The sequence below is a fragment of the Verrucomicrobiota bacterium genome, assembly GCA_037139415.1.
In the GTDB taxonomy this organism is placed as follows: Bacteria; Verrucomicrobiota; Verrucomicrobiia; order Limisphaerales; family Fontisphaeraceae; genus JBAXGN01.
This window is the reverse complement of sequence record JBAXGN010000021.1, coordinates 20,167-34,703: the sequence shown is the minus strand read 5'-3', so window position 1 is coordinate 34,703 and position 14,537 is coordinate 20,167. Positions and strand designations below refer to the sequence as shown.

Sequence of the window (14,537 nt, the reverse complement as noted above, 5' to 3'; positions counted from 1 at the left end):
TTTCGGGCTGGGCCAGTCATGAAACATATATTGCAAACTCTGGGCGGGCTATGTGCCTGCCTGATTACGGTGCCGCTGGGCGCCGCCACCAACCAGGCCGTTACCTTGGGCAGTGGCGAAACCCGGTTGTCGGACATTGGTATCTACCGCGTGGGGTACCAGTCGTATGGCAAGGAACCGGTCCTGATGCCGGATTCTTGGGCGGGCCATTTCGATGACGCCACCGGCATATCGTATCAACCCGGCAATCAGACCTCGGGCCGGGATGCGCTGCTCATGCATTCCCCGTGGCGCATTCCGCCGGGGCGGACCTGGGTGGAGTATCGTCTGCAACTTCCCCCCACGAAGCCGATACGCTTGATGTTTGGCATTGCCCTGCCGCCTGACTGCGTTGGCAGCAACAAGAGCGATGGAGTCACCTTTTCCGGTTACCTTTCCGCTGGCGGTGCGGAGAAGGAATTGTTGCGCCGCCATTACCTGGGGGCGGAATGGCAGGATTATTCGTTCGATCTCTCCCCGTACGCCGGTCAGCCCATTACCCTACGGTTGCAGGTGGAGCCTGGTCCTAAAAACAATGCCGCGTTTGATTTGTCCCTGTTCGGGAGCGCCAAGATCGTCGCGGGCGATGCCGGGGATAGCGCGCGCGAATTGGTGACGACCATCACCAGCACCAAAGCCTATCGGGCGGTGGCGCAAACCTCGTTGAAATCCGTCGCCAACCAGACCAATCAAGGCATCATCCCTTCGAACCTCTTGCCGTGTAAAAACCAGCTTATCGCAGGGCCGGGAAACCATCGTTTTATTTATGAGGCGGCGGATGGGCGGCTGGTGTACACGTACACCCCGGCCACTGGCACGCTGGATGATTTCGCGGTGCAATATGAGGACACCGCCGCGTTTCAACCCGCATTCGGCGGCGGCCTGACGGCGATTGTCCCGGATGGCGATGGTCGGAAAACGGTTTTTCTCCGGGGTGGCAAGGCGGAGAAAATCGAGCAGATTAAGGAGACCCTTAAGGTGTGGTGGCGGTACGACTACGGGACGAAAACGTTGCCAGTGCAATGGACGTTTCGCCTGGTCGGCAAGGCGCTGGCGGTCGAGGTCCAATGCGACGAGCCGGTGCTGACACGATGTTCGTTGGGTGACGTCGCCAATGCGCCGCTACGCCGCACCCTGTCCGTGCCGTATTTCGACGGCCACCTGCATTTCCTTGCCGCCCAGAAACTTTTCAATTGCCGTTTTTTCGATTGGACGGTGTCGCACGCCTCGCTGAGTCCGCAGAGCGGGGCGGTCTATGAGCTGAAGACCGATGGGCGTCGCAATCCGCTACGGGAGTCCGGTTATATTGCGGTATCCCCGCACGTGGCTGAAGTGCTGCCCAACCTGCCGGGGCCCGCCTCGCCATATCTCGCGCAACTGGCTCCGCGGATCATGCTCGACATCTGGGGCCACAATCAGGGCACCTATGCGAGCGATGCCGAGAACCTGCGGTTGCTGAAAGACCTGGGGGTGGATCACGTCGCCATCATCCAGCACGACTGGCAGCGTTTCGGGTATGATGTGAAATTGCCCGACCATATCCCGGCCAATCCCCGTTACGGCGGCGACGAGGGCATGAAACAGTTCGGGCGTGCCGCCAATGAATGCGGTTACCTTTGGTCGGTGCATGAGAACTACATTGACCTGTATCCCGATGCTCCCTCCTACGACGCGACGGCGCGGGTGTTGAAGGCGGACAGCACTCCGTCTCCGGCCTGGTATAACCCGGGCACCAGGGTGCAGAGCTACGGGCTCAAGTGCAATCGCGCGTTGGAGTTTGCGCGTCGCAACACGCCGGAGATTCACCAACGCTATGCCACCACCGCCGGTTACCTGGACGTCCATACGTGCGTGCCGCCGTGGCACCAACTGGATCACGACGCCTCGCAGCCGATGGCGGCCATGGCCCTGGGCAAGGTGAAGTTTGATACCGAGTTGTTCCAGTTCATGCGTGACACCCATCGCGGTCCACTGTTTGGCGAGGGGCACAATCAGATGTACTGGGCGGGGCGCTGCGATGGCGTGGAAGCTCAGGTGCAGGGGGGCGAGGATCACCTGACGTTCCTGGATTTCGACCTGCTCAAGCTGCATCCGCAGATGGTCAATCACGGCATGGGCTACTATGAGCGATGGTTTCGCGGCGGCTACAATCATCGGCTGGGTATCGAGACCGGCACGACGGAACAGATTGATAAATACCGTGCGATGGAGGTGGCCTATGGACACGCGGGCTTTGCCGGCTCGCCGCAGGATCACAACTGGCATTGGGTCGTGCGGGAGCATCATCTGGTGCATCCCGTGCAACGGCTTTACGGGGTTTCCACGCCCGCCGAAATCCGTTACGAAGTAAATGGGGAAATGGTTAGCGCCAGTGCCGCCTTGCCCGCCGGTGCCACGTGGCGTCAACGCATCCGCTACCTGAACGGGCTGACCGTGTGGGTGAACTGGCAGTCGGAACGGTGGTCTGTGGAGGGGCGCATCCTACCGCAGTGGGGGTTCCTGGCCTTGGGACCGGGCACGGAGGTCTGCACCGGCTTGCGCGGCGGACGGATCGCCGATTTTGTGGATTGTCCGGAATACCTGTTTGCCGACGCGCGCACCTATGCGTATCAGCCGTATCGTCGCGGGCTGGTCAGAATCGAGCCGCGGCTCAAGGCGTTTGAATACCTGGGTAACCGTAAGGCGCGGGTCACCTATGAGTGGATCGTGGGCGAAACGGTGAAGAAGGACTACCACTGCTTCGTGCATGGCACGGAGGAAAGCCCTGGTAATCCGGAAGGGATTACTTTTCAGCAGGACCACGCGCTGCCCAAACCCACGAGCCAATGGCGCGTCGGCGAGGTGATTCAGGACGGCCCCTATGAGTTCCAGATTCCCGATAACCGCGATGCGTACAATTTGACGGTGGGTCTGTACAAGGATGATCGCCTATCCATGCAGGGGCTGGATGATGGCGGGCAGCGGATTGTGGTGGCGCGTCTGAAATGGGTGCGCAATGGGAGCGGTGCCGCTACGCTGGTGGCTGAGCCGCCGGCCAAGGCTGCGGTCAAGCAAACGAGTGCCGATTTCACTGCTCATCTGAATCCAGCGGGGACCATGATTGACTTCGGTCCGCTGGTCACCGATGGCGCATTGAAAATCCAGCGCGGGGCAGACCAGTTGACGCTGTTTCCCTATCCGCGCGATCAGCAGTTTCGGGTAAGCTTGAATTGGAAGACCTTGGTGCCCGGAGCGACCGCTGCCAAACTTAAGCTGACGGCGCGGTCTGCCCTGGAGCAGAAAGACCTGGGGGCGGTGCCCTTCCGGGTGGAGCAAGATCGCCTGATTTTTGAGGCGGGATTGAAAGGGGCAGGCCGCTACCTGTTGCAATGGAAGTAGATTAACAATGAGACACACATTGATTTATTTGCGCCATCTGGCGCTCACGTTGGCGGTGACCGCTCAACTCACGGACCCGGTGGCGATATCGCGCGCCCAGGAAGAGCCTGACAGTATGACAATGGAGTCGTCGGGCGCTGGCAAGGTTCGCCTGGATGGCAAAACCGCAGCTGAACGTGGTGCCGCGCTGGTCCGTTATGTGGCTACCTGTAAACCCAAGCCCTCGGATGAAACGTATCCCAAGGCCGCCGCTCCCGCTTATGCGGCCCGCCTGATGCTGAATGTGGACACCCGCTATGCGCTCCAAAAACTGGATGCCGCTGCCACCGTTCAACTGGAGAAAGGCAAGCGAAAGGTACCAGGCAATCCGCTGAGTCCGCCGGGGCTTGATCCCTTTGACAAAGTCGCATTGGTCAACACGTACTTTCTTTGCAAAGACAAAATCCCGAAGGCGACGGCGCTGAAGATTCGCGATTATTGCGCGCTCTACGCCCACAAGGTATGGCGCGGATACGGCGCTTGGAATTACCGGCTGATGATGGATGGCGCGGGATTCCTGGCGGCGGAGGAATGGCCGGAGCTTGTGGATACCGAGGGGTTGAATGCCGAGGCCATCAAGGTTGCCACGCGCGAACGGCTCTTCAGCTACTTTGATGAAATTAGCCGTAAAAATTACAGTGAGTACGGCTGCCCGATTTATCTCGCGGTGAATCTTTCCGCGACGCGGATGCTGGCGGAATTCGCCAAGGATGCCGAAATGCGCAAGCGGGCGGAATTCGCGCTGGATGCCATGATGGTGGATATCGCCTGCTCTTGGAACCAGGGCTACAACGTTGGCACCGCCGCCCGCGCCAAGTATTGGGGTTCCACGGATACCAGCCTCGAAGCCATGGGCTCCACCGCTGCCGCCGCCTGGGTGTTCTTTGGCGCGCCGCGCTCCATCTCCGCCGAAGGCATCGGGTGGATTCATTCCTTTTGGATGGCCACACCCGGCAGTTACCACGTGCCCGAGATTATCGTGCAGATTGCCAATGATCGCGCCCAACCGTTTGTGCATCGCGGTTACATTGCCGGCATGGCCAAGCAGGATGTTCATCGGATGACGTACCATTCGTTGAATTACAGCCTGTGCAGCCAGTGGGATCATCCCTCGGGACCGACCGATGGTCTCTATAAAGAGGCGCGGCGCAACATGCTCAAGTGGGTTTCTCCGAAAGGCTCTTGCACGTTTGCCGTCTGCATGGAGAATCCCTATCGCCCCTACAACCTGAAGGAGAACAAAGCCAATGCGCTCGGTTACGGCGAAAACCCCTTCAGCCAATATTTGCAAAGCGAAGCCACCCTGATCGGCGTCGATGCGGTGCCGGAAAATTACCCTTATTACAAACTCTATGCGCCGTTTCCCACCAACGGTTCCATCGTCAAGCGCATTGAGAAAGCGGGCTGGGTGTTTTGCCACAATGGCTCCATGCTCATGGGGTTTCACCCGGTGAAGCCATACACATGGGGCAAGAAACCGTGGAGTGGCAATGACCTGCTCTGGTGCGACGCGCGCAAAAACGGCTGGGTGCTGGAGACATCCGAATTAAAACCGTTCGCCGGGGAAGGAATTGACGCGGAATTGAACCGGTTCGCCGAGGCAGTATTGGCCAAGACCAAGGTGGATGCCACTGGGATGGAGGCGGCCAACCCAACCTTGCGTTATCAATCGCTTGCCGGGCGCTTGTTGGAATTGACCTGGCTGCCGCATAAAACCCCGTATGCGGGCCAATCCAAGGTGGACGGCAAGGCGGTGGATTACAAATCCTGGCCTATTCATGACAATCCCTGGGTACGCCAGGAATTGAACCGCCCAATCCTGCAACTCAAGCACGGCACCCAACGCCTCACCTACGACTTTGCCCGCTGGACCAAAGACGATGCCCCTTGATGGTTCCCCGCTGTTTTCGGCGGATTACTCAGCGGAATCCCGAAGTCCGAATCCCGAATCCCGAAAGAAATCCGAATTCCGAGATCCGAAAACACGCCACCTCCATGAAGGGAGCCACCGACGCCTGTGGCCGTCGCCGGGCTGGAACAACGCCGCGTTTCAACGTGAACAGCGAACCGGCCACCAACCGCGTGCCAGCCATCGGATTCCGGCTTCGGAATTCGGATTTAGCTGGCTCCCATTCCATTCAAAATAGCGAGGAGTCAAGTAAGCCTTACCGCCGCCAGCGTCGCCGAAGCAGCCCGCCGAGAATGGCTAACCCGCCAAACACCGCCACGCCCGGTTCTGGAACGGGGGTGAAGACGAGATTATCCATGGACCAGACTTGCGATGGAATTTGTACGCTAAGGAGATCGGAGGAAAAAGCGGCATTAAAATTATAGTGTTGAAAAGCGGTGGCACTTTTGGCAGTGGTAAAACTGTTGGTAACCGTCATCCCGCTGGTTTTAAGGCCGATAAATTGGATCGTAATGGGAGCTGGAGAAGGCGCGTACATGTCTGCCAAATCTACGGAATTCAACCCAAAAGTCAGACCATTGGTCAGGCTTAACGTAAGGATCATCGGATACATAAACTCTCCTCTGAATTCCATGTGCGGAGTTCCATTGTGCGGAACACTGCCGGTTATCAAACTGCCAATCTGATACAGCCCACTGGAAGTCGAATTTTGCGGCAACCGCGCAATATCAAATTTCATGCCGGCTTCGGTATAGGTCCTGTAGAAGAAATTCATTCCAGAACCTGCCACCCCCTGATCAAACGCGATGATTGCCGAACGCGCACTCAGCAGTGCGGCAAAAAATCCAACGGCTCCAACCCATAACCGCATGGATTGCCAATCGCCGCGCCAAGTCCAACCGAAGTTTGTTGTATTCATAGTATTCTATTCGAGTTTTAAAGATTATTTTTGAATGTCCTTCATTGATAAAAAAACTGCAACCGCCAAGAATTATGCAGCACGCCAATGCCGCCTGTGCGCCGGTCATATATGTAAAGCTTCCAGATGCCGTTGGGGTTGGTGCCGGTCAAATTTTCCAAATTGGTTGAATATGGACCGGCTGGCGCGTTGGTCATTTGCGTCACCGCCCCATAATTGCACGGGCCATAATGTGAGGTTTCGCCAGTGGGAATGTCCGCCTGATACGGTGGCGGATTGTAGCCCAGTGAGGCAGGGTGAAAGACGAGGGTAGCGTTGGTAAGGCGGTTATAACCACCGGCATCAGACAGCAACAGGATGTTCGTGCCAGCGGGGCTCACCAACAAAATGTTCAGTTCCTCGGGGTGATCGTGGCTCAGGCTGTCCAGCGTGATTGCTGCCGAGACCAGATTGGTGGGTTGGCCGAAAACTTCTATCGTAGCTGGATAGCGCGAGGCCGGGCCTGAAGACCCGGAGTTGATGGCGGGAATTGTGATAGCCTGCGGCACCACCCATAATTCCGCCGGTCCGAGCCACAGGGCTTCTCCATAATTATTGGTGACGCAGACGCCAATCAAGGTGCCGTCATCCCAGGAATCCAAGTTGGTCAGCGTCAGTGTGGTGCCATGTGCCCCGTTAAGCGCGACGAATTGACCAGACCAGGGATACTGCGCGTACCACTGGTAGGTATAAGCCTCCGTCCCGGAGATAACCGGTTCAAAGGTTACCTCGCCGCCCTCGGTCATCATCTGGTCGTCTAAATAGCCATCCCCAGTAAAGGTGGAACTACTGGCGTACAACGTGAGATTGGAGAACACGGGAAATGCGTTGGTACTTTCGCGGATTAAAGCCAATCGCAACTCGATGAAACGACCTCTTGTGTTGGGAACCGAAGTGCCATTGGAAGCTGGCACAAACTTTTGCCTGGCTAAGGCCAGCCGGTCATCGTTTGCTCGTACCCACACTTCAATACTGCTGCCCGCAGATACATACGCATCCCACTGTGCTCGCCAATACGCGCCATTGATCCCGCCATCATCCATCACCGTCCAATACGCTTTCAAGGGCAGACGAGCGGGATTCACCACGCGGTTGTTGAATCCCGTCATGTCGCTGTAGTTGTATGGCGAAGCGGCGTTCGTATATTCTCCAGTATGAGTTGTTCCATCGCCCAAATCCACCACCATATCCACGGCACCCACATGATAGGTTTGTCCGTTGGTAACGACTTCCTCCCCTGCATTCGGGTCAATCCGCATGACATTATGTGAATCATGATTACCCGCCCAAATCTTACCTTCGGCGTCCACGGATACTCCCGTCGGGCCAAAACCGTGCTGGACAAAGCGATTGGTCGGATTGGTTTCTTCCGTGGTTCCCGGTTCCACCCAGGATAACCGCAGGCGTGGCTGGCCAACGGCTTGAACATATTCCAAACGCAAATCGGAAGCATTGGAGGCGGTCAATTCAATGGTACTACTCCAAACGGTCTGGGTTGGGTTTGGATAGGTCCAGTTATCCAGGAGCACGCTGCCGTTCAAACTGAGGGTGAAGATGGCGTTGGTGTCCGCAGTCACGATGAAAATATGTTCCCCGGAGTCACGGGGCTCAATTTGGCCAATCCAGCGCGCCGAAAAATTGGTGGCCGGAACTGGCGCTGCCGGCCAGCCATTCGTCCAGGCATAATCCAAGTTACCCGCCAAACCCACCCGAATGGGGATGCCCACCAAATTCGTGGTACCGTAATATTCTGCCCGCAACCCTTCCACCGTCAAGGGCACATTGCCCAGCCAGTTGGCATTGGTATCCAGATGCCCCACCGTTTGGCTTGATTCCTGATAGCCATGGGCGATCCATCCCTCGCCACGGCTATCCACGGCTAGTCCTTGGGAGTAGTCTTCACCATGCCAAAATAAATACTGATCATTTGTATCCATGGACATCGTACCGTTGGTATTCCAGCGAAAGACATACCCGTTCACCGTTTGCCAAATGTAGGGATGTAAGGGATCCACCGCGATCCCGTACGGGTTGGCGCCCGGAGCTAAAACAGTCCAATCCTTGCCAGTGATGGGAAAAATGGACGGCGGCGTCAAATAGAGAACCCGGCCTTGTAAATCGGTGGACCACAAATTCCCGCCCCCATCAATCACACCCCCGTAGCCGCCCGCATTGGGAGCAAAGGTGGAATCCGGCACAATCATGCCGGTGACGCCATTGATTTTGCAGTGGGGCTGAGAAATGCCTGGAATGTTTACATATCCGCCGACCCACACATCATTATGGCGGTCCACCGCAATAGTCCGGGTTCCTGCGGACGGCACACGGATATATGCCGTGATGGCTTCATCTTCGGCGGTCGAGACGCCGCCAAAAGTATCCACCTCAGTACTCGTGCTATTCGTGTTTGACCATGGCAGAATATCGGTTAATCCATAAGAAGTGCGGATAAAGCCATCTCCATCACGATCAATGCAGGTGTTATAGACCGCGCTTGCGATACTCACGTATTGGCCAAACGGATTCTCGATGTAATTGGAATCAACCTTGGTATAACGGGTTCCTCCAATGATTAAACCAATGCGCGTTACTGAACCGTTAATCGTTCCATTGACATGCAAATCATCATCGCGGTTTGCCACCCACACATTACCGTATTGATCTACCGTGGTTCGCGAAGGGCTATGTTTTCTATCAATTGGTGTTGTCCGGTATTCGCCAATCACCATACCGTTTGTGGTATTAATGCGTGCCACCGTTCCACGGAGAGAGCACGCCACTGCAATATAAGGGAATTGCGTCTGTTGCTGCGCGGAGAATTGCAGGGTGTCATTGGTGGTCACCAGGCCGCTCATCACACCCGAGCGGAAATCCGCGTCCAAGGTATAGATATGTTTATAATCGTAATACCCCAGAATTAACGCTGTCGCCTGGGTGGCCGTCTGCCACCGGCCACAGTGAGCGATGATCTGCAAGGTGGCGGTTTGCGTGTCGTCAAAAACGGCATCCGGCAACGGCGTCAAGACGACATCCACACTGGCTTGATTCGCCGGGATGGTCACCGTCAGATTCGTGCCGTTGGTGGTAATCTCAGACAGGGTGTAATCGGTGCCGTAAATTGCCGAACCCGAGGCTTGCACCACCACGGTTAGCGCTTCATTGGTCCAGACGGGATAATTTCCCAGTCGTTTCACTCGGAATGTGGCGGTGTTGTTTGCCGGAGGATTCATGGCCACTCCATCCACAAGTTCTAACCCCACCAGTTGATCATCCGCCGAATTATTCGTTGACGTATGGCTTACGAGGAGTTCAAAGGCGTCGGTAAATCCCCCGCCGTCCGAGTCGTTGGTGGTGCCGAGAATGAAGAAGACCACCGGGCTGGGCGGGTTGGAGAGGGTGAAAAGGTCCGTGATATAGCCGTTGGTTACCCAGGTCCATTGTGAGTTGGTGACGTGGTTCATCACCAGGTTGGTGGTCATGAACAGGTCATAGAGGAAATTGGTCATGCCGTTGCTGATGGTGGTGCTGAGCAGGTTCGAGCCAAAGATGGGAATGGTCAGCATCAAACCATTGGTGGGGCCGGGACCGAAGGATGCCCAACCGCTATTGGTGCCGCCACCGCCACCACCGCCAAACGAGAGCGGCGAAGGAGGGCCGCTGTCGTCCATCGTGTACAGGGTGGTCCGGTTGATCCCCGCCCGGCGGGCCAGGATTCGTTGCCGCCGGGATTGATCTTCCTCAGGCGTGATCGGCCCCAAGTCCATGCGCGGTGATTGCTGGGCGAAATCCCATGCGTAATGCGCCACGGTGCATTGCCCGCTCCACGTCACCAGTTCGTTAAAGCATCCCTCAGCCGTATGCCGCCCTTTGCCGGTCGAGCCAACAAATAAACCCCACCGTTCCATGGGCACCAATTGATCCATCGGCCCCGGCCCCGTGCTTTGGGCGCAGACTTGGCCGTCCACCATCAACCGGAATACGTTGTTACTGGCAGAGGCGACCACCCCCACTTGATGAAACGCCCCGGCTTCCCATTGGATGGGCGCGGACAGGAGTAGCTCGGGATCATCCCCCGCAAAGGCGTGGATTTGCAGGTGGGTGCCTTGGGGATTGATGCTCAGGGTCCATCCGCAGGCGGGCGTTTCCGCCACGTCCGCCACCTCGATTAGCACAGCACGATGGCCGGGACCTTCGCCACTGGACCAGCCGGGCGCGTAGTACCATCGGAATGAGCCTTCGAGGGGGTTGAAGTTGCGCTTGGGGCCGCTCAAGGCCGGAATATAGCAATAAGACGCTGGTGCTTGATCGCCACCGAGGGCTACCGAATACCCCGCCCAGGAATCAAGCCGGGTGACATTGCGCAGGTATAGATTGTGCGTGGTGAACTCCGGGATGAAGAGGGTGCTGGCCCGGTTGGTGGGGAATAATTCAAAACGCTGACGGTAGTTTTCGTGCTCGGGAAGGAAAGGGGTGATGGGACGTGGACGCGCGATTACCGACAAAGCCGAAAGACAAAGCAGTACCGTCAGAGTTGTCGTAACCCTTCCCGATTTGATTCCCTGCCACCAACCATGGTTCGCCGTCGAATTCTTTTTCATAATATGATTAACCTGCCCGTTGTTTGCTACCCTCAGGCTATCAGGCGGAAAGGGCGCGACCCAACGCACCCTGGTCCGAGGCACCGCGAAGCGCCTTGCACAGAAGACACGCCAAGCCGCGCCCAATTGGGCGCGCTCGGTCGATTTCTGTGCAGGGCTTGGAAAATTCGCGGTTTTCGGACCAGCCCGCAGCCGAAGCTACAAAGTTAATATTTAAAGAACAACCCCTAGAAAAAGCTTTGCTTTTTCATAAGAGATGGTTCGCAGACTACGCTAATGTAAGTTTTCGTCAATACCATTTGAAATTATTTTGCATAATGCGGATTTACCAAGGCCATTGCCAAAGATGCAGATGGTTGAATTTTTGCGTTTGCTTTCCTCATTGCTCCCCGGCGTCCGGCCCTTTAACATGGCGGCATGATGAATGAACTGAATTCCACCAGTGCCGCCCGCGCCGATGGGCGGCAGGCCGCCCAACTGCGTCCGTTGCGTTTTAACAATCACATTGCCCCCAATGCCGCCGGCTCAACCCTGATTGAGTGTGGCAATACCCGGGTGATTTGCGGTGTCACAATCGAGGAATCCATACCGCGCTGGATGAAGGAACAGGGGGTAACCGGCGGCTGGATCACGGCCGAATACTCCATGCTCCCCTACTCGACCCTGCAACGCAAACAGCGCGATGCCACCAAGGGAAAAATTGACGGGCGCTCGCAGGAGATTCAGCGCTTGATTGGCCGCTCGATGCGCGCCTGCCTGGATCTGGAAAAACTTGGGCAGCGCACGGTGTGGGTGGATTGCGATGTCCTGCAGGCCGATGGCGGCACTCGGACCGCTGCCATTACCGGCTCCTATGTGGCGCTGTCATTGGCGATTCGCAAATTAATGACCGCCGGGCTGCTGAAGGAAAGCCCGATGCTCGCCGCCGTGGCTGCCGTCAGCGTGGGTATCGTCAAGGGAGCGCCGCTCCTGGACTTGTGTTACGAAGAAGACGTTGCCGCGGCGGTGGATATGAACCTGGTGATGAATGCCAAAGGCGAATTCATTGAAGTGCAAGGCACCGGCGAAGAATCCACATTCACGGAACCGCAGCTCGCCGACCTGCTCGCGGTGGGTAAGGCCGGGATCAAAGAGCTATTGGCCGCCCAACAAGCCGCACTGGCATAAACCACGCCTGATCTGACCATGTCAACGCCCACAAACTTATTTTTAGTGCGTCACGCGGAAGTGGCGGAGGCGTATCATCGTGTTTTCATCGGCGGAATGGATGTGGAGCTTTCCGCGCTCGGCCACCAGCAGGCGCAAGCCTGCGCGCAATACTGCCGGAGCCTGCGCTGGGATGCCGTCTATGCCAGCCCAATGAAACGCGTGCAGCAAACCATGGCGCCGTTTCGCGGGCAATTCACCAGCCAACCGGAAATCCTGAACGATCTGCGCGAAGTGGATGTCGGGGAATGGACCGGGCTGCACTGGGAAGAGGTGGGGACACGTTTCCAGGTGGACTTTTATCAATGGCTGCATCTCATCGAAACCAGCCGGGTGCCCGGCGGCGAAAGCGGACCTGATTTCCGAGAACGGGTGGAGCGAGCGCTGGATCGGATTCGCCAACAGCATCCCGGCCAACAGGTCGCGGTGTTCGCACATGGTGGCGTGATCCGCATGATCCTGGCGGTGCTGCTCGGATTGCCGCTCACCCGCACCGCCATGTTCGCCGTTGAGTACGCCGGTCTGACTGAGGTGGCGTTGCATCCCGGGCGCGAGGCGGAAATTCAGCGCCTCAATTTCACCCCCTGGAAACATTTTTAACTCACATGCGCGCAAAAACCAAAACCCCGCTGTGGCGAATCCTCGCCCGTGTAACCGCCAGCCAAGAGGAAGCCGTCGCCGACCTGTTTGAACTGGAATTTGGCGCTCCCCCCTGCATTTACACGGACGCCGACACCGGCGCGGTAACGATTTTCCATTACTGCGACACCGAACAGACGTTTGTGGCGACCAAAGCGGCGACGCTGGCAGGGCGTTGCCAGACGGCGGGCGTAACGCCCCTGCCGGAAATTTTCCTGGAAACCGTGAAGCGCGAGGACTGGGCGGAATCGTGGAAAAAGCATTTCAAACCCATCCGTATCGGGCACGCCCTGCTCGTGAAACCGGAGTGGAGCACGGCCCAGCCGGTACATGGTCAAGCAGTGATGCTGTTGGACCCCGGCTTGAGCTTTGGCACCGGGCAACACGCCACGACGCGCTTTTGCCTGCAACAACTCGCCGCGAGCCGGCGCAAAGGAACCCGTCAATCCTTCTGGGATGCCGGTACCGGCTCCGGGATTCTTGCCATCGCCGCCGCCAAACTGGGTTACAGCCCCATCACGGCCATTGATTTTGACCCAATGGCTGTGAAATCCGCCCGGGCCAACGCCCGGCGCAACCACGTGACCGGCCAGCTCAAGCTCGCCTGCGCCGATCTCACGAAGATTCCGCTCCACTCCCGTATCCAGTACGACGTGGTGTGCGCCAACCTGATGTATGATTTGTTGCTGGCTGAAAAAGAGCGCATTCTAAACCGGCTAAAGCCCGACGGACACTTGGTATTGGCTGGCATTCTGCACCATCAGTTCCCGGCGGTACAGCAGGCCTACGAGGCGAGCGGCCTGCGGCTCGTGAGCAGTCGTACGGTCAAGGAGTGGCGCTCGGGGATGTTCGTGCGGTTGGCTAAAACGGCATGACGGCGCGAACCTGTATCATTTTCAACCCGATGGCGCGTGGCAACCAGACGCGGCGTTTCCGCCATCATATCCGCACCCTGTCGGCGGAGGTGGAATTACGCGCCACGCTGGGGCCGGGCGGAGCGCGTCCGCTGGCATCGCTGGCGGTTCGGGAAGGGTTTGAAATCATCGTGGGCATCGGTGGCGACGGCACCCTTAATGAAATCATCAATGGCATTGCGGACATTCCCGGGGGCTTGGAACGCACCAAACTGGGCATCATTCCCATGGGCACGGCCAACGTGTTCGCGCGCGAACTGGGCATTCCCTTCGCCCCCAATGAGGCCTGGACCGTAATCCGCCAGGCGCGCCATGCCACGCTGGATTTACTGGTAGCAGAGTACCAAGCGGACGGCCACCCGCAACAGCGGCTGTTTTTCCAGTTAGGCGGCGCGGGGCTGGATGCCCGGGCAGTGGAACTGGTCCACCCACGGCTCAAGAAAACCTTGGGACCGCTGGCGTATGTCGTGGCTGGTTTTCAAGCCTTGTTCGAGCATAAGCCAGCCATCCACGTTTCCGATGGCGCGCGCACAACGACGGCAGAACTGGTATTGCTGGGCAATGGGCGTTTGTACGGCGGCGATTTTGTGTTGTTTCCCGATGCCAGCCTCAAAGACGGATTGGTCAACCTGACCCTATTCCCCAAAGTCAACGTTCCAGCGCTATTGCACTGGTCCTACCACAGCCTGTTGCAACAATGGGAAGGCGCGGGGTACGCGAATTATCGGGAAGCAAAGAAGGTTACCCTGACCAGTCCGGGCCGGGTGCCGTTTGAACTGGAGGGGGAACCGGTCGGGCATCTGCCCCTCACGATTTCCGTCCGCCCAAGGGCCTTGCGGGTGATTTGCTAAATAACC

General features: G+C 57.5%; 8 protein-coding genes. 6 read left to right on the top strand and 2 right to left on the bottom strand.

Annotated features, from left to right (window positions below; all coding sequences use genetic code 11):
• Nucleotides 1-18: 18 nt before the first annotated feature.
• The gene (locus tag WCO56_05705) at nucleotides 19-3,417 is read left to right on the top strand and encodes a DUF5696 domain-containing protein (GenBank protein MEI7729042.1); all 3,399 of its coding nucleotides are present in this window, start codon (nucleotides 19-21) and stop codon (nucleotides 3,415-3,417) included.
• 7 nt (nucleotides 3,418-3,424) lie between these two features.
• A complete protein-coding gene (locus WCO56_05700) occupies nucleotides 3,425-5,347 on the top strand; it encodes a hypothetical protein (protein ID MEI7729041.1) in 1,923 nt (640 codons plus the stop codon).
• Nucleotides 5,348-5,621: 274 nt separating this feature from the next.
• Here WCO56_05700 and WCO56_05695 read toward each other — a convergent pair whose 3' ends face one another.
• Together WCO56_05695 and WCO56_05690 are read right to left on the bottom strand one after the other, a co-directional pair.
• Nucleotides 5,622-6,284 carry a hypothetical protein gene (locus WCO56_05695; protein ID MEI7729040.1) on the bottom strand — a complete coding sequence of 221 codons (663 nt, stop codon included), beginning with the start codon at nucleotides 6,282-6,284 and terminating at the stop codon, nucleotides 5,622-5,624.
• A 41-nt stretch (nucleotides 6,285-6,325) separates the two neighbouring features.
• Nucleotides 6,326-10,921 (bottom strand): PA14 domain-containing protein, encoded by a 4,596-nt coding sequence (locus WCO56_05690; GenBank protein MEI7729039.1) that lies wholly within the window; start codon nucleotides 10,919-10,921, stop codon nucleotides 6,326-6,328.
• A gap of 420 nt (nucleotides 10,922-11,341) precedes the next feature.
• Between WCO56_05690 and rph the strand changes: the two genes are divergently transcribed.
• From rph to WCO56_05670, 4 genes are read left to right on the top strand one after another with little or no spacing between them, the layout of a single operon-like run.
• Complete coding sequence (gene rph / locus WCO56_05685) at nucleotides 11,342-12,088, top strand: ribonuclease PH (GenBank protein MEI7729038.1); 747 nt, start codon at nucleotides 11,342-11,344, stop codon at nucleotides 12,086-12,088.
• An 18-nt stretch (nucleotides 12,089-12,106) separates the two neighbouring features.
• The gene (locus tag WCO56_05680; GenBank protein ID MEI7729037.1) at nucleotides 12,107-12,727 is read left to right on the top strand and encodes a histidine phosphatase family protein; all 621 of its coding nucleotides are present in this window, start codon (nucleotides 12,107-12,109) and stop codon (nucleotides 12,725-12,727) included.
• A gap of 5 nt (nucleotides 12,728-12,732) precedes the next feature.
• The gene (locus WCO56_05675) at nucleotides 12,733-13,641 is read left to right on the top strand and encodes a 50S ribosomal protein L11 methyltransferase (protein MEI7729036.1); all 909 of its coding nucleotides are present in this window, start codon (nucleotides 12,733-12,735) and stop codon (nucleotides 13,639-13,641) included.
• Entirely contained in the window at nucleotides 13,638-14,531 is an 894-nt protein-coding gene (locus WCO56_05670) for a diacylglycerol kinase family protein (protein ID MEI7729035.1), read from the top strand. The genes WCO56_05675 and WCO56_05670 overlap by 4 nt, the downstream gene beginning before the upstream one ends.
• Nucleotides 14,532-14,537 lie beyond the last annotated feature (6 nt).